16 protein-coding genes are annotated in these 15,778 nt (G+C 31.4%); 13 read left to right on the plus strand and 3 right to left on the minus strand.

All coding sequences use genetic code 11. From position 1 onward, the window contains the following. The first annotated feature begins 60 nt into the window (after positions 1-60). Positions 61-372, plus strand: coding sequence for a DUF3467 domain-containing protein (locus tag MHM83_RS12575; protein WP_047790111.1), 312 nt, complete (start codon positions 61-63; stop codon positions 370-372). A 32-nt stretch (positions 373-404) separates the two neighbouring features. On the opposite strand, the gene MHM83_RS12580 is transcribed toward MHM83_RS12575, so the two are convergent. Next, entirely contained in the window at positions 405-1,091 is a 687-nt protein-coding gene (locus MHM83_RS12580; RefSeq protein ID WP_073184509.1) for a Crp/Fnr family transcriptional regulator, read from the minus strand. Between the two features lie 104 nt (positions 1,092-1,195). On the opposite strand from MHM83_RS12580, the gene MHM83_RS12585 reads away from it, so the two are divergent. The 11 genes from MHM83_RS12585 (at position 1,196) to MHM83_RS12635 (ending at position 12,706) form a co-directional block, all read left to right on the plus strand. Continuing rightward, entirely contained in the window at positions 1,196-3,568 is a 2,373-nt protein-coding gene (locus MHM83_RS12585) for a heavy metal translocating P-type ATPase (RefSeq protein ID WP_239180088.1), read from the plus strand. Between the two features lie 4 nt (positions 3,569-3,572). Further along, on the plus strand, positions 3,573-4,238 hold the full coding sequence (gene deoC / locus MHM83_RS12590; RefSeq protein WP_239180090.1) for a deoxyribose-phosphate aldolase: 666 nt from the start codon (positions 3,573-3,575) through the stop codon (positions 4,236-4,238). Positions 4,239-4,277: 39 nt separating this feature from the next. Then, the gene (gene deoD / locus MHM83_RS12595) at positions 4,278-4,976 is read left to right on the plus strand and encodes a purine-nucleoside phosphorylase (RefSeq protein WP_159613869.1); all 699 of its coding nucleotides are present in this window, start codon (positions 4,278-4,280) and stop codon (positions 4,974-4,976) included. A 53-nt stretch (positions 4,977-5,029) separates the two neighbouring features. Then, positions 5,030-6,391, plus strand: a complete 1,362-nt coding sequence (gene hemN / locus MHM83_RS12600; RefSeq protein WP_239180092.1) for an oxygen-independent coproporphyrinogen III oxidase — start codon at positions 5,030-5,032, stop codon at positions 6,389-6,391. Positions 6,392-6,514: 123 nt separating this feature from the next. Then, positions 6,515-6,679 carry a cbb3-type cytochrome oxidase assembly protein CcoS gene (gene ccoS, locus MHM83_RS12605; RefSeq protein ID WP_073184498.1) on the plus strand — a complete coding sequence of 55 codons (165 nt, stop codon included), beginning with the start codon at positions 6,515-6,517 and terminating at the stop codon, positions 6,677-6,679. A 33-nt stretch (positions 6,680-6,712) separates the two neighbouring features. Further along, entirely contained in the window at positions 6,713-8,914 is a 2,202-nt protein-coding gene (gene ccoN / locus MHM83_RS12610) for a cytochrome-c oxidase, cbb3-type subunit I (RefSeq protein ID WP_073184496.1), read from the plus strand. A 5-nt stretch (positions 8,915-8,919) separates the two neighbouring features. Then, on the plus strand, positions 8,920-9,087 hold the full coding sequence (locus MHM83_RS12615; RefSeq protein ID WP_047790117.1) for a cytochrome c oxidase subunit IV: 168 nt from the start codon (positions 8,920-8,922) through the stop codon (positions 9,085-9,087). Positions 9,088-9,101: 14 nt separating this feature from the next. Further along, positions 9,102-10,025 carry a cbb3-type cytochrome c oxidase N-terminal domain-containing protein gene (locus MHM83_RS12620; protein WP_047790118.1) on the plus strand — a complete coding sequence of 308 codons (924 nt, stop codon included), beginning with the start codon at positions 9,102-9,104 and terminating at the stop codon, positions 10,023-10,025. A 38-nt stretch (positions 10,026-10,063) separates the two neighbouring features. Further along, positions 10,064-11,485, plus strand: coding sequence for a cytochrome c oxidase accessory protein CcoG (gene ccoG / locus MHM83_RS12625; RefSeq protein WP_073184494.1), 1,422 nt, complete (start codon positions 10,064-10,066; stop codon positions 11,483-11,485). 76 nt (positions 11,486-11,561) lie between these two features. Further along, positions 11,562-12,008, plus strand: a complete 447-nt coding sequence (locus MHM83_RS12630; protein ID WP_047790120.1) for a FixH family protein — start codon at positions 11,562-11,564, stop codon at positions 12,006-12,008. Then, complete coding sequence (locus MHM83_RS12635; RefSeq protein ID WP_239180094.1) at positions 12,008-12,706, plus strand: sulfite exporter TauE/SafE family protein; 699 nt, start codon at positions 12,008-12,010, stop codon at positions 12,704-12,706. Before MHM83_RS12630 ends, MHM83_RS12635 begins: the two co-directional genes overlap by 1 nt. 30 nt (positions 12,707-12,736) lie before the next feature. On the opposite strand, the gene MHM83_RS12640 is transcribed toward MHM83_RS12635, so the two are convergent. Beyond that, positions 12,737-14,032, minus strand: a complete 1,296-nt coding sequence (locus MHM83_RS12640) for a hypothetical protein (RefSeq protein ID WP_239180096.1) — start codon at positions 14,030-14,032, stop codon at positions 12,737-12,739. Between the two features lie 129 nt (positions 14,033-14,161). On the opposite strand from MHM83_RS12640, the gene MHM83_RS12645 reads away from it, so the two are divergent. Beyond that, complete coding sequence (locus MHM83_RS12645) at positions 14,162-14,998, plus strand: universal stress protein (RefSeq protein WP_167714188.1); 837 nt, start codon at positions 14,162-14,164, stop codon at positions 14,996-14,998. A gap of 67 nt (positions 14,999-15,065) precedes the next feature. Here MHM83_RS12645 and MHM83_RS12650 read toward each other — a convergent pair whose 3' ends face one another. Then, on the minus strand, positions 15,066-15,770 hold the full coding sequence (locus tag MHM83_RS12650; RefSeq protein WP_239180098.1) for a DUF4369 domain-containing protein: 705 nt from the start codon (positions 15,768-15,770) through the stop codon (positions 15,066-15,068). Between the last annotated feature and the right edge of the window lie 8 nt (positions 15,771-15,778).

Consider the following 15,778-nt stretch of genomic DNA (forward strand, 5'->3'; position numbering starts at 1 on the left):
AGAGTTCTTAGAACTCTAAACCCTTATTTTTTTAACTAAAATATATTAAGAGACTTAATTATGGAAGATAATAAGAAAGAGCCGCAATTAAATATAGAGCTAGACCAAGAAATAGCAGAAGGAACGTATAGTAATTTAGCTATTATAAACCATTCAGTTTCTGAGTTTATAGTAGATTTTATTAATATTATGCCAGGAGTTCCTAAGGCAAAAGTAAAATCAAGAATTATTTTAACTCCACAACACGCTAAACGTTTGTCAAAAGCGTTAGCAGACAATATTCGTAAGTTTGAACAAGCACATGGAGAAATAAAAGATTATGAGCAACCACCAATTCCAATGAACTTTGGTGGAACCACAGGGGAAGCTTAAAAAAAATCGTCTATATAGACGATTTTTTTGTTTTAAAAACCTTCCGAAAGCTCTTTTAAAGCTTTTATATCAGTTATATAGATTTCTTTACCTTTTAAATCAATTAGTTTTTTCTTTTTAAACTCTGAAAGTAAACGAATAGCACTTTCCGTTGCTGTTCCAATAATATTAGCCATATCTTCTCGAGATAAATTAATATTTATAGAGCCATTTTCGTTCTTGTCAAACTTAGAGTCTAAAAGTAAAAGAGTAGCAGCTAAACGTTGTTTTACGGTTTTTTGAGCCATATCTACTATAATATCATCTGCTTTCTTTAAAGAATTGGCCATTTTTTTCAAAATGTCCATAGAAAAGTTAGAGTTGTTTTCTAAATCTCTAATAATTTCTTCTTTAGGAATAAAGCAAACCTCCATGTCATTCACAGCAATAGCTTTTAAATTGGAAGCTTCATTGTTAATCAAACTTCGCTCTCCTAAAATATCTCCTTTTTTTATTAAATGAATAATTTGGTCTCTACCATTATCACTCATTTTAGACACTTTACAAACACCGTCTTTAACACAAAAAACACCATTTATGTATTCGCCTTCATCAAAGAGAACTTCTCCTTTTTTTATTTTTTTAGACGTTTTACATCCTGTTATTCTTATCAATTCATCTTTTGTTAAAGCCTTTAAAGAATTAAATTCTCTGATGATACATTGCTCACACTTGCTCATAGATATGCCCTTTTTTTTGCTACTCAAATATACGGAAAACCTGATAATTATCATGTTTTAATTTGAGATGTTATCCGACATTTGTACTAGGCAAAAGAGTAAATATGGAAAGCACAACATGTTTTCATTGTGGTAACGAGTGCGACACAAAAACAATTACAAAAGAAGATAAATTTTTCTGTTGTAATGGATGCAAAACGGTTTATGAAATTTTTTCAGAGAACGATTTAACTTGTTATTACGATTTTCAAAACAACCCAGGAGCAATACCTGAAGAGATACAAGGAAAATATGATTTCTTGGATAATGAATCCATTGTAGATAAACTATTAGAGTTTAACGATGGTAATGTACAAGTGGTAAATTTATACATTCCACATATACATTGTAGTTCATGTATTTGGGTATTAGAAAACTTACACAAACTACAAGAGTTTGTATCTTCATCTCAAGTTAATTTCCCAAAGAAAACAGTACGAATTACTTACAATTCCGAAAAAACATCACTTAAAGAAATAGTATTACTATTAAGTTCTATTGGTTATGAACCTTACATAAGTCTTGAAGATTATGAGGTAGGGAAAAAGAAGGTAGACCGTAGTTTAATTTATAAACTAGGAATAGCAGGTTTTGCTTTTGGAAATGTTATGTTTTTATCATTCCCGGAGTATTTTGAAGTATCAGAATATTGGTTAGAGCAATACAAAGGAATCTTCCGTTGGTTAATGTTTATATTTTCGTTACCTGTAGTGTTTTATGCTGGAGTTGATTATTTTATTTCAGCATACAAAGGAATTCGCTCTAAAATTTTAAACATTGATGTTCCTATTGCTCTTGGAATTTTAGTGCTATTTGTACGTAGTACAGCAGAGATTATGTTGGATTTAGGGACAGGCTTTTTTGATAGTTTAACAGGGCTAGTGTTCTTCTTATTACTAGGGAAGTTTTTTCAACAAAAAACTTATAATTTCTTGTCATTCGAACGCGATTACAAATCGTACTTCCCAATTGCAGTAACAAGAATAACTACGGATAAAAAAGAAGAAAACACGCAAATCTATGATGTCAATAAAGGAGACAGATTATTAATTAGAAACCAAGAATTAATTCCTGTTGATGGAATTTTAATTAATGGAGAAGCGAAAATAGATTACAGCTTTGTTACAGGTGAGGCTGTTCCTGTAAATAAAAAGTCAGGAGATAAATTATTTGCAGGAGGAAAGCAACTGTCAGGAAGTATAGAGATGGAGGTACTAGCTTCGGTTTCACAAAGCTATTTAACACAGTTGTGGAGTAATGATGTATTTCAAAAAGATAAAAATTCATCGTTTAAAACGTTAACTGATAAAATCAGTAAGAATTTTACCATCATCGTATTGTCAATAGCGTTTTTGTCTACAGCGTTTTGGTTATACTATGATTCAAGTGTAGCATTAAACGTATTTACGTCAGTACTAATTATTGCATGTCCGTGTGCCATAGCCTTAGCAGCACCGTTTACTTTAGGGAATATCCTACGAATCTTTGGGAGAAAGAAATTTTATTTAAAGAATGCTACAGTAGTAGAACAATTAGCAGCTATAAACTCAGTTATTTTTGATAAAACAGGTACGCTTACCACCAATAAAGAAAATACGATAACATATAAAGGTGAAGATCTAAATAAACTCCAAAAAGCGATATTAAAAAGCTCATTAAGAGCCTCAAATCATCCACTAAGTAGAATGTTATATGCTTCTTTAGAAGAAGAAATGTTACCAGTTGATAATTACCAAGAATATGTAGGAAAGGGAATTGAGACAAGTTATCAACAAACAAGATTAAAAATAGGTTCGTCTTCTTTTGTAAAAAATGCAGAAGAACGATTAAATTTTGATACTTCGGTTCATATTAGTGTTAACGATGAGTATAAAGGAAAGTTTGTGTTTAAAAATGCTTATAGAAAAGGAGTTGAAAACCTGTTTTCAAGCTTAAATAAAAAATATGAATTATCTGTAGTTTCTGGAGATAATGAAGGGGAAAAGAAGTTTTTAGAAGAGTTATTACCTAAAGAAACAACATTTTTATTCAATCAAAAACCGCAAGATAAGCTACATTATGTAGAGGAACTACAAGAAAAAAACAAAAGTGTATTGATGATTGGTGACGGATTAAATGATGCAGGAGCGTTAGCTCAAAGCAATGTAGGAATAGCTTTATCGGAAAATATCAATGTGTTTTCACCTGCTTGCGATGCTATTTTAGATGCCACAAAGTTTAGTGAAATAGGAAACTATATAAAAGCATCGCAAAAAGCGATAAAAATTATTAAGTATTGTTTTTTATTATCTTTAATGTATAATGTTGTTGGACTTTATTTTGCGGTAACGGGGGAGTTGATGCCAGTAATAGCAGCTATTTTGATGCCGTTGAGTTCAATTAGTGTAGTAGTATTTACAACAATAGCTACCAATATTTTAGGTAGAAAAATAAAATAAAAAGATGCAGATTAATAAATATATAGATCATACTTTATTAAAACCTACAGGAACTAAAGCAGATATAGTAAAGCTGTGTAATGAGGCCAAAAAATATAACTTTTATGCAGTTTGTGTAAATGGATGTTATGTAGAATTGGCAGCTAAAGAGTTAAAAGATTCGGATGTAAAAATAGCAGCTGTAGTAGGTTTTCCTTTAGGAGCAATGACTACCAAAACTAAAATTTTTGAAGCCAAAGAATGTATAAAAAATGGAGCTTCTGAAATAGATATGGTTATCAATATAGGTAAGTTGTTAGATGGTGAAGAAAATTATGTAGAAAAAGAAATTCGGTTGATTAAAGAAGAAATAGGAGAAAATATATTAAAAGTAATTTTTGAAAACTGTTATCTATCTAAGGAACAAATAAAAATAGCAAGTCAATTAGCGGTAGAAGCCGGGGCTGATTTTGTAAAAACATCTACAGGTTTTGGTACTGGAGGGGCTACTTTTAAAGATGTAGCGATAATGGATAGTGTTGTAGATGGAAAAGCACAGATAAAAGCAGCTGGTGGTATTAGAGATATTGAAACAGCTAAGAGGTACATAGAAATGGGAGTAACTCGTTTAGGAACCTCGTCAGGTGTTTCATTAGTAACGAGTGGTATTTCAGATAAGAATCAGTATTAAAATAAGTTTTTAATAACTCAAAATCTAAAAGAACAAAGAATGAGCGTACATATAGAAGCAAAGAAAGGAGAAATAGCAGAAACTGTTTTATTACCAGGTGATCCTATGCGCGCAAAATGGATAGCAGAAACATTTTTAGAAAATCCAACGTGTTACAATGATGTTCGTGGAATGCTAGGTTTTACAGGGACGTATCAAGGAAAGCGAATATCTGTTCAAGGAACTGGAATGGGAATTCCTTCCACATTAATTTATTGTCATGAATTAATTACAGAGTATGGAGTTAAAAATTTAATAAGAGTAGGTTCAGCTGGTTCTTATCAAGAAGATGTAAAAATTAGAGATATTGTTATAGCCATGGCAGCATCGACAAATTCTGGATTAAATACCATACGTTTCAACGGAGCCGACTATGCGCCGACAGCAAGTTTTGAACTATTCCAAAAAGCAGTTGATGTAGCAAAAAACAAAGGAATTCCGCTAAAATCAGGAAATATTTTAAGTTCAGATGAGTTTTATGCTGATGAATTTGAAAGCTATAAAAAGTGGGCAGATTATGGGGTGCTTTGTGTTGAGATGGAAACAAATGGATTATATACTGTTGCAGCAAAACACAAAGTAAATGCACTGTCAATTTTAACCATTTCAGATAGTTTAGTTACTGGAGAAAGAACAACCGCTGAAGAAAGAGAACAAACCTTTAAAGAAATGATTGAAATCGCTTTAGAATTGGCTTAATCGTCATTTTAAAAGGTTTTGATGAAGAATGAAACAAAACAGTAGTATAGAATATGAATTCACTTATTCAAAAATATAATATTCCAGGACCAAGATATACAAGTTATCCAACCGTTCCGTATTGGGAGAATGATAGCTTCTCAAAAGAAAAATGGATTAAAACTTTTAAACAATCGTTTATCGAAAGCAACTCATCAGAAGGAATTAGCTTATATATTCACTTACCATTTTGCGAGAGTTTATGTACGTTTTGTGCATGCCATAAACATATAACAAAACGTCATGAAATGGAAGATCCGTATATAGAAACTGTTTTAAAAGAATGGCAGTTATATGTTAATTTGGTAGATGAAACACCTATAATAAAAGAAATCCATTTAGGAGGAGGGACTCCAACATTCTTTTCAGAAAAACAATTAAAAAGATTAATTGATGGGATTTTTATGAACGCAGAAAAACATCCCAATCATGAATTTAGTTTTGAAGGGCATCCAAACAACACCACAAAAGAACACCTACAAACTTTGTATGACTTAGGATTTACACGAGTAAGTTTTGGAGTGCAAGATTACAATCCAAAAGTACAAGAAGCAATTCATCGAGTTCAGCCTTTTGAAAATGTTCAAAACGTACATAATTGGGCAAAAGAAATAGGATATACATCTATCAGTCACGATTTGGTATTTGGACTTCCGTTTCAAACCAAGGAAAATGTAATTCATACCATTAATAAAACAAAAGAGCTAGAACCTGATAGAATTTCGTTTTATAGTTATGCGCATGTTCCGTGGGTAAAAGGAGTTGGACAGCGAGGATTTAATGAAAATGACCTACCAAAAAATGAAGAAAAGCGAGAGTTGTATGAAATAGGAAAGAAATTGTTTGCAGAAATGGGTTACATAGAAATAGGAATGGATCATTTTGCATTACCTACTGATAGCTTGTATGAAGCCACAAAAAAGAAAACGTTGCATCGTAATTTTATGGGGTATACCGCCAATAAAACACAATTAATGATTGGTTTAGGAATGTCGTCAATATCTGATTCTTGGTATGGGTTTGCACAAAATGTAAAAACGGTAAAAGAGTATGAAAGCGTTGTAAACGAAGGAGAAATTCCTGTGTTTAGAGGTCATATATTATCTGAAGAAGATTTAAAAATTAGAAAACATATTTTAAATATCATGTGCCACTTTTCCACTTCGTGGGAAGAAGAGCAGTTACAGATTGACAATATAGAAACGCATATAGAAAAATTAGAAGAAATGATGGCTGATGGTTTAGTTTCTATAAAAGGGAGTAAGTTAACCGTTCCAGAAAAGGCAAGACCCTATGTGCGTAATATTTGTATGGCATTTGATAAAAAGTTACACAAAAAACAACCTGAAACCCAACTGTTTTCAATGACAATTTAAACAACAAATAACTCGAAGATTTTTTCTTCGAGTTTTTTTGTGTAAAAAACTTGAAACATGACAAAAGTCATATTTTAAGAGAATCTTCACAAGTATCTTTGAACTATAATTATCAGGCAAGATATGAGCGTTATTTACTTACTATTATCACTAAGTATTTTAGTGGCTATTATTTTCTTTATAGCATTTATTGTTTCAGTAAAAAAAGGGCAGTACGATGATTCGTACACGCCGTCGGTTCGCATGTTGTTTGATGATGAATTGGTAAAAGAGGAAACAAAGAACTAACAATTAACAATAGATATTAAATTCAAATAGATTATGGAAATGCAACAATTTTATTACGATAATAAGATCGTAAAAAAATTCATCTACGCAACCTTACTATGGGGAATAGTAGGTTTTTCAGTGGGATTGTTATTGGCTTTTATGTTTTTATTCCCAAATTTAACTGACGGTATTTCGTGGTTAAGTTTTGGACGTTTAAGACCATTACATACGAACGCAGTAATTTTTGCATTCGTTGGAAATGCCATTTTTGCAGGAGTTTACTACTCACTACAGCGATTACTGAAAGCCCGTATGGCGAGTGATTTTTTAAGTAACTTTAACTTTTGGGGATGGCAGTTAATAATTGTTGCAGCAGCCATAACACTTCCGCTAGGGTATACCACTTCAAAAGAATACGCTGAATTAGAATGGCCAATCGATATTGCCATAGCCCTAGTTTGGGTGGCTTTTGGTGCTAACATGATTTGGACAATCTTACAAAGAAGACAACGTCATTTATATGTAGCAATTTGGTTTTACCTAGGAACTTTTGTAACCGTAGCAGTATTACATATTTTTAATAGTTTAGAGTTGCCAGTAAGTTTCATGAAAAGTTATTCTGTGTATGCAGGGGTTCAAGATGCACTGGTACAATGGTGGTACGGACACAACGCTGTGGCATTCTTCTTAACGACTCCGTTCTTAGGATTAATGTATTACTTTGTTCCTAAAGCGGCTAATCGTCCAGTATATTCATATAGGTTATCTATTGTGCACTTTTGGTCATTAATTTTTATCTACATCTGGGCAGGGCCTCACCACTTATTATATACATCATTACCAGATTGGGCTCAAAATTTAGGAGTTGCGTTCTCAGTAATGTTAATTGCACCATCTTGGGGAGGTATGATTAACGGATTGTTAACTCTTCGTGGAGCTTGGGATAAAGTAAGAGTAGATCCAGTATTAAAATTCATGGTAGTTGCAATTACAGGTTATGGTATGGCAACTTTTGAGGGACCAATGTTATCATTAAAGAATGTAAATGCAATTGCGCACTTTAGTGATTGGATTATCGCTCACGTACACGTAGGAGCCTTAGCTTGGAACGGATTCTTAACTTTCGGTATGTTATACTGGTTAGTACCAAGAATGTTCAAAACAAAATTATATTCTACAGCATTGGCTAACTTCCATTTCTGGATTGGAACTTTAGGTATTATTATGTATGCGCTACCAATGTATGTTGCAGGATTTGTACAAGCTTCAATGTGGAAACAGTTTAATCCAGATGGAACGTTAACTTATGGTAACTTCTTAGAAACAGTAAACGAAATTATTCCAATGTATTGGATGCGTGCTATTGGAGGAAGCTTATTTATCCTTGGAGCATTTGTAATGTTATATAACATTGTTAAAACGGTAAGATCAGGAAGTGGAGTAACAGATGAACTAGCAGAAGCAGCGGCATTAACAAAAGTATCTAAATACAGAACTTCTAAAGAAGGTTGGCATACTTGGTTAGAAAGAAGGCCTGTAAAATTAACTATATATGCTACAGTGGCGATTTTAATAGGAGGAGTTGTTCAAATTATTCCAACATTATTAGTAAAATCTAATATTCCAACAATAACAAGCGTACAACCTTATACTCCTCTAGAATTAGAAGGTAGAGATATTTATATCCGTGAAGGATGTGTGGGATGTCACTCACAAATGGTACGTCCATTTAGATCGGAAGTAGAACGTTATGGAGAATTTGCAAAAGCAGGAGAGTTTGTATACGACCATCCGTTTTTATGGGGTTCTAAACGTACAGGTCCAGATTTATTAAGAGTTGGAGGAAAGTATAACGATAGTTGGCATTTAAATCATATGTATGATCCACAAAGTACATCTCCAGGATCTATTATGCCAGCATACCAATGGTTAGTAAGAAATAAGTTAGATAAGAGTGATACCGAAAGCAAAATGAAAGCAATGGTTAGCTTAGGAGTTCCTTATACGGAAGAAGATATTGCAAATGCACAAACAAGCATGGAAGAGCAAGGAGCTAAAATTCAAGAGAACTTGTATGCTGATCCAGACTTTGCAACAAACTATGAAGCAGATAAAAAGTATGCTCAAGAAAATGGACAAACTTTCATAGAAATGAAAGATAGGGAAATCGTAGCCTTAATCGCTTATTTACAACGATTAGGTACCGATATTAAGATTAAAGATGTTCAAGACCAATTAAGCGCTAAAAACTAGAAATTATGTTAAAGTTTGTAAAAAATCATATGGAAACTATTGCAGGTATTGAAATATACCCAATTATTTCACTAACCATATTCTTTACATTTTTTGTAGTGTTGTTTTGGTGGGTATTTACAGCCAAGAAAGAATATATAAGTAGGGTAAGTGAATTGCCTTTAGATAATTAGTAAAATTTAAAAAGATGAAAAAATATTTTCAGTCTATAGTATATATCATTTTTGTTGCAGTAACCTTTTTTGCTATTGCTACTGCAATTAAATCATATCAAAATCCATTTAGTCTATATGAACACCCATTAGTTTGGATAGCGATTGTAGGGCTTATAACTGTTGTCGTTTTAAAAGAAGTTTTAAATATTGTGGCTCAGCAAAGAGCAGAGCAACTTCAAATGGAAAAAGATGGAATTAAACCAGAAGAAGTTGATAAATGGGCTTGGGCTAAAAAACTTATTAGTAAATGGACAGAGGCTAAAGCAATTGAGCAAGAAGATGAAATTATTCTTGATCATAATTATGATGGAATTAAAGAGTTAGACAATAACTTACCACCATGGTGGCTATATATGTTCTATGCAACAATCATTTTTGCAGCAGTATATTTAGTAAGATATCATGTATTAGGAGCAGATAACCAAGAAATGGAGTATGCTCAAGCAGTAGCAGAAGCTAAAAGAGAATTAGCAGCATTTAAATCAAACTCAAAGGAAGCTATTATTGATGCTGAAACTGCTACAGTATTAACTTCTGATGCCGATTTAAGTAGAGGTAAAGCTGTATTTAATTTAAACTGTGCAGCATGTCATATGGCTGATGGAGGAGGAGGTATAGGACCTAATCTGACAGATGAGTATTGGATTTTAGGAGGAGGAATGAAGAATATTTTTAATACAGTTGCTAATGGAGGTAGAGACGGTAAAGGTATGGTTGCTTGGAACAAAACATTAAAACCTAAAGACATTCAAAAGGTTGCGAGTTATATAATTTCTTTACAAGGAACTACTCCAGCAAAACCAAAAGAACCTCAAGGAGAGTTATATAAAGAAGAAGGTCAAGCATCAACTGTTGCAGAACCAGTAGAAGAGCAAGTAAAAGATAGTATTCAATAAAAAAATAGAAGTTACAAATTAGTTTTTAATAGTTGATTATGGAAACACCCAAAAACGAACAATTCAGAGATAGTATTGGTACTATAAATGATGAAGGAAAAAGGGCTTGGGTGTTTCCAAAAAAACCAAGCGGAAAGTTTTATAAGTATCGAAGTTATATAAGCTATTTTTTATTAGCGTTTTTATTACTAGCACCGTTTATTAAAATTAACGGAAATCAGTTTTTACTATTTAATGTTTTAGAACGTAAATTTAACATTTTCGGATTTCCTTTTTGGCCACAAGACTTTCATTTAATGGTAATTTCAATGATAATAGGAGTGGTGTTTATCATTCTATTTACTGTTGTTTTTGGTCGAATTTTTTGCGGTTGGATTTGTCCGCAAACTATTTTCTTAGAAATGGTTTTTAGGAAAATTGAATATTTAATAGAGGGAGATAGAGGAAAACAAATTCGTTTAGCAAAACAAGCTTGGAATGCAGAAAAAATAAGAAAAAGAGTCTTAAAATGGATAGTCTTTTTTATCATCTCTTTTATTATAGCAAACGTTTTCTTAGCATATTTAATAGGAAGTGATAAATTAATAAGTTACATAACAGGTAACCCATTAGACCATATTAGTACTTTAATATCATTGCTAATTTTTACAGGAGTTTTCTATTTTATTTTTGCATGGTTTAGAGAGCAAGTTTGCATTATAGCTTGCCCTTATGGTAGACTGCAAGGAGTGCTGTTAGATAATAAAACTATTAATGTGGCTTACGATCATGTAAGAGGAGAAGGAAAAGCAGGGAGAGGAAAGTTTAATAAAAAAGAAGATAGAGCAGCGTCTGGAAAAGGAGATTGTATAGATTGTTTTCAATGTGTGCATGTATGTCCTACAGGAATAGATATTCGAAACGGTACGCAATTAGAATGTGTAAACTGTACAGCTTGTATTGATGAATGTGACCATATAATGGAAAAGGTAGGATTGCCAAAAGGACTTATTCGTTATGCAAGTGAAGAAAATATTGTAAAGAAAGCACCTTTTAAATTCACTGCAAGAATGAAAGGGTACTCAGCAGTTTTGTTTATTTTAATAGGAATTTTAATAGGGATGCTGTTTTTGAGGAACGATGTAGAAGCAACAATTTTACGATTGCCAGGGCAGTTGTATCAACACAAAGAAAACGGAGTTATTAGTAATATTTACACTTTTAAAGTAGTAAATAAAACAACAAAACAAATAGATAATGTGAGTTATAAATTGTTATCTCATAAAGGAAAAATAGAAACAGTAACACATCAAGATTTTGAAGTACCTAAACAAGGATTAGCAGAAGGAACCTTATTTATAGAGTTACATCAGTCTGAAATGAAAAATGAAAAAGAAAAACTAAAAATAGGAGTGTATAGTGGTGATAAACTTATTGAAACTACTACAACCAACTTTTTAGGACCAAGAAGTTATAGATAAATCAGTCTAAAGTTCATTAGCTTTTAGGAGTAAGTATGAATAAAGATTAAGAACCAAAGACTAAAAACAAATTAAAATGAAACTAAACTGGGGCACGGGTATAGTAATAGCAATAATAGGATTTATAGGCTTTATTATGTATTTCGTAATTACGATGAGTACAGGTAAAAACTTTAATCACGATTTAGTAACTGAAAAATACTACCAACAAGAATTAGAATTTCAGAACAAATTAGATGCTACTAAAAATGCGAAAGCATTAAAAAAGAATATTAAAATAGAAAAAGTAACTGAAGGAATTAAAGTCCATTTTCCAACGGACTTTAACCCTAAAGATATAAAAGGAAAAGTGTTCCTATACAGACCATCTGATAAACAATTGGATTTCGAAATACCTATTTCGATTTCCGAAACATATTTGCTCGTGCCTGAGAAACGTTTGTTGGGTGGTCGTTGGAACATAACAGTTTCCTGGAACTACAAAAATAAAGATTATTTATTTCAGAAAGAGTTAGTGTTTTAATGTTTCTTTCAGCAATCATATTTGGTTTATTAGGTAGTTTTCACTGTATAGGCATGTGTGGTCCTATAGCCTTTATGTTACCTGTAGACAGAACGAATAAAGTAAAACAGTTTTTTCAAATAACTAGTTATCATTTAGGACGCTTATTTACTTATAGTTTAATAGGCTTTTTATTTGGTTTACTAGGTAAAGGGTTTTATTTCTTCGGGTTTCAGCAACAACTTTCTATTATTGTAGGAGTGTTAATGATTTTGGCAATCCTTGTACCAAAAACCTTTCAAAGGTATAACTTTTCAAATCCAATAAATAGGTTGGTAATGAAAGTAAAATCTTCTTTAGGAAAAGAGTTGAAGAAAAAAGGAAACGATACTTTTTTTACCATCGGTTTTCTAAATGGATTTTTGCCTTGTGGATTAGTTTATATGGCAGTTTTTGGAGCGTTGAGTACAACTAATATGTTATCAGGAAGCCTATATATGTTTCTCTTCGGATTAGGAACAATACCATTAATGACGGCAGTGGTTTATGTAGGGAATTTTGCAAATGGTTTGGTGCGAAAAAGAATTCAACAAGCAATACCTTATGTTGTAATTATTATTGGAGTATTGTTTATTCTTAGAGGACTAGGGTTAGGAATACCTTATGTTTCTCCACTTCCTGTATCTGATCTTCATAATTCAGTTGAAGGTTGCCATTAATCATAATTTTGAAAAGTGTAAAAAACTTGTTTAATAGTTGGTTATGTTAATTTCCTGTTTTATATAGTTTCCTTGATTGTCTATTATTACATTTCCTTTTAATGTAAAAACATCATAAAAACTAAGAATTGTTTTGTTTGGTAAAAAAGTTGCATTCACAGTAACTTTACCATAAGCATTATTTAAAAAAGGATTGTTTTCTTCATTAAAATCCCATAGTTTATTTCCTGTTATAGTATCATATGCTGAAATGATATAAGGAGTTTCTTTTTTTATGTTGACTTTGTGTCTAATAACAACAACATTATTTCTATAAGAAATAATTTCAGCATTTAAAAAGATAGTTTCTTGTAAGGTAGTAGCTAGCTGTTTCTTTTTTGCATATAATTTATATCTATGTTCGTTTATGCGTCTTAGATAGTATGTGCTGTTAGTGTATTTGTATCTATCAGTAATTAAATTATCATCTGTATGCAAGTATAACACCTCACCGTAATTAGTTTTTACATAGACACTATTTTTTTGAGCAGGAGAATAACTTAATTCGGCAATACCACTTTTTTGATGTTTTTTGGGCATCATACGGTTTAAGTCTTCTTTGTTTTTTATAACCATGTTGCTGTTAACCATGTTAAAAGCTTTTATATAATTATTAGAAGTTTCAAATAACCATAAGGTATCTTTTGCACTAAAAACGTAAACATTATTGCCTGGAATAACTAATTTTTCAAATAAAACTGTATCTATTTTTTTAGTGTTAAATTTTCTTACAACTAAAAATGAAGAGTCATTGCTTACGGTTTTATGTTCTTTAATATAGTTACCTCTTATTTTTTGAACACCTATTTCCCAAATTTCATTATTAGGATTATATATGCGCTCTTTAAGTACATAATCACCTCTTTCATTGATGTTTAAAAAAGAATCAATATTTATGTATTTGGGCATAAAGTAGAAGCTAACAACAAGTAGTGTTAAAATAAAATCTCTTTTGGCTAATTGCGTGTTTTGTGCTTTAAAATTTAAAAATGTTGCAATAGCAGAAAATACTCCAAAGTAAAAAACTAAAGCAATAAAAATCACTAGAAGTAAGGGTAAGGCTACATATAAACCATCATTGTTTAATACAAAAAAATCAAAAGTCCATCCATTTTGTCCTGGTTTATATGAATAATGTGTACTAGTATATGCTATAGATCTATTAAAAAAAATACGATTGGGTATGGTAATAAAAAACTTTAATAAAATACCTAAAATAGAAACGACCATTAAAGAAATAAAGGCACGTACAACAACGCCTACAAATTTAGAAGAGTTTTTATCCATAACAAATGTAAAATTTAAGAAAGCAAATGTATAGAATATATAGTGGTTTATAAAGTGACAAAAATCATAGCTTTACTGACAAAATTTAGGTAACTTTATAGAAGATGTAGAACCTAAAAGTAATTAATCATGAAAAAAATTATAGTCCCAGTTGATTTTTCTGAATATTCTGAAAATGCTTTACAAACAGCAGCTTTTTTAGCAAAAAAGTCAGACGCTGAGGTGTTGGTAGTACATATGCTTGAGTTATCTAATGCTGTTTTAAGTAGATCAGAAAGTTATTTACAACAAGAAATGTTGTTTTATTTACAAATGTCTGAGAAAAAGTTAGCAGAATTTTTAGAGAAAGAGTATTTATCGGGTATAAAAGTAACTCCAATTATAAAGCATTTTAAAATCTTTAGCGAAATAGACCAGTTGGCAAGAAATGAAGGAGCAGATTTGATTGTTATGGGATCTAAAGGAGCTAGTGGTTTAAAAGAAATGTTTATTGGTTCTAATACAGAAAAGGTAATCCGTTATGCGCATGTACCTGTATTAGTAATAAAAGAAGAACCGATAGTAAAACAGATAGAAAAGATACTGTTTGCTTGTGATTTTTCTGATGACGATGTAAAACCATATATGGAAGCGAAAGAGTTTCTTAAGAAGTTTAATGCAGATATGGAGCTGGTATATGTAAGTACACCAACGTCTAAGTTTAAAAGTACCGAAGAGTTAGAAGAAAGAATGAAGCATTTTTTTAATCAAACAAATGAAAGCTATGATGAAAACATTCATAAAGTAAAAATAATTTCTGATTATTCTGTAGAAAAGGGAGTGTTCTATTACGCAGACAAAATAAACTCAGATGTTTTAGTAGTAGCTACGCATGGTAGAAAGGGAATAGCACACTTTTTTGAAGGTAGTATTTCAGAAGATATTGCCAATCACAGTAAGTTACCAGTATTGTCTTTTAAAATTTAGAATATAAAAGTAAAAAAGCTCATTCAAACTGAATGAGCTTTTTTACTTCTTTTAAAGAAAAGAATATTTACTTTCCTTCTTTAGTTTTTATATCATCTACAAACTTTTGTAAACGTTTACCGTATTCAGAATTTTTAACTTTATCAGTTAAGCTATTATTAATTGTATCTAAAAGTTGAATATTAGCATCATACAGTTCAGATAAAGCAATATATGGTGCAGCTTCACTATCAGCGTTTGCAATAGCAAAGTTTGTAGAGAATAAGAAACGACGACGTACCATTTTCTTATAATCTGCTTCTACTTGTTCTAATTGTACCTCATCTTGAGCTTGACGAGCTTCTACTTCTTTTTTTACAAAATCTAGACGTTGCTCCATAAAACGTTGGTTTATTTTACGATACTCATTCATTACTTCTTGATTTTTAGAACCTTTAATTTCAGGTTTAAAACCAAACTCTTCAATTTTATCGTTGATGGTAATTTCACCTTCTTCCCCAAAAAACATAATGTGTTTATCTGTTGTATTACCATCAAAAGTTAAGTAATACATTACAGGAGACTCAACATTATCTGTTAATATAAATTTATCATCACCTAACAACGCCATAGAATCAACAGATATCAATAATGTGTCCTTCATCTTTTGAAGATATAAAGTACCTTTTTTTAATCCTTTAATCTGACCTTTAACAACCATGTTTCCTTCTTTTTTAGAGGAACAAGCAAAAGCAACAAGTGCAATTGCGAAAAGAGCAATAATTTTCTTCATTGAATTCA

This window comes from Tenacibaculum sp. Mcav3-52, from assembly GCF_022347665.1.
Classification (GTDB): Bacteria; Bacteroidota; Bacteroidia; order Flavobacteriales; family Flavobacteriaceae; genus Polaribacter; species Polaribacter mesophilus.

What these genes read in the sequence shown, in the direction of transcription:
- MHM83_RS12615 (WP_047790117.1), top strand. Translation starts at nt 8,920, where the DNA reads ATGTTAAAGTTTGTAAAAAATCATATGGAAACTATTGCAGGTATTGAA.
- deoC (WP_239180090.1), top strand. Translation starts at nt 3,573, where the DNA reads ATGCAGATTAATAAATATATAGATCATACTTTATTAAAACCTACAGGA.
- deoD (WP_159613869.1), top strand. Translation starts at nt 4,278, where the DNA reads ATGAGCGTACATATAGAAGCAAAGAAAGGAGAAATAGCAGAAACTGTT.
- MHM83_RS12580 (WP_073184509.1), bottom strand. Translation starts at nt 1,091, where the DNA reads ATGAGCAAGTGTGAGCAATGTATCATCAGAGAATTTAATTCTTTAAAG.
- ccoS (WP_073184498.1), top strand. Translation starts at nt 6,515, where the DNA reads ATGAGCGTTATTTACTTACTATTATCACTAAGTATTTTAGTGGCTATT.
- MHM83_RS12635 (WP_239180094.1), top strand. Translation starts at nt 12,008, where the DNA reads ATGTTTCTTTCAGCAATCATATTTGGTTTATTAGGTAGTTTTCACTGT.
- MHM83_RS12575 (WP_047790111.1), top strand. Translation starts at nt 61, where the DNA reads ATGGAAGATAATAAGAAAGAGCCGCAATTAAATATAGAGCTAGACCAA.
- MHM83_RS12630 (WP_047790120.1), top strand. Translation starts at nt 11,562, where the DNA reads ATGAAACTAAACTGGGGCACGGGTATAGTAATAGCAATAATAGGATTT.
- MHM83_RS12620 (WP_047790118.1), top strand. Translation starts at nt 9,102, where the DNA reads ATGAAAAAATATTTTCAGTCTATAGTATATATCATTTTTGTTGCAGTA.
- MHM83_RS12650 (WP_239180098.1), bottom strand. Translation starts at nt 15,770, where the DNA reads ATGAAGAAAATTATTGCTCTTTTCGCAATTGCACTTGTTGCTTTTGCT.
- hemN (WP_239180092.1), top strand. Translation starts at nt 5,030, where the DNA reads ATGAATTCACTTATTCAAAAATATAATATTCCAGGACCAAGATATACA.
- ccoN (WP_073184496.1), top strand. Translation starts at nt 6,713, where the DNA reads ATGGAAATGCAACAATTTTATTACGATAATAAGATCGTAAAAAAATTC.
- MHM83_RS12640 (WP_239180096.1), bottom strand. Translation starts at nt 14,032, where the DNA reads ATGGATAAAAACTCTTCTAAATTTGTAGGCGTTGTTGTACGTGCCTTT.
- ccoG (WP_073184494.1), top strand. Translation starts at nt 10,064, where the DNA reads ATGGAAACACCCAAAAACGAACAATTCAGAGATAGTATTGGTACTATA.
- MHM83_RS12645 (WP_167714188.1), top strand. Translation starts at nt 14,162, where the DNA reads ATGAAAAAAATTATAGTCCCAGTTGATTTTTCTGAATATTCTGAAAAT.
- MHM83_RS12585 (WP_239180088.1), top strand. Translation starts at nt 1,196, where the DNA reads ATGGAAAGCACAACATGTTTTCATTGTGGTAACGAGTGCGACACAAAA.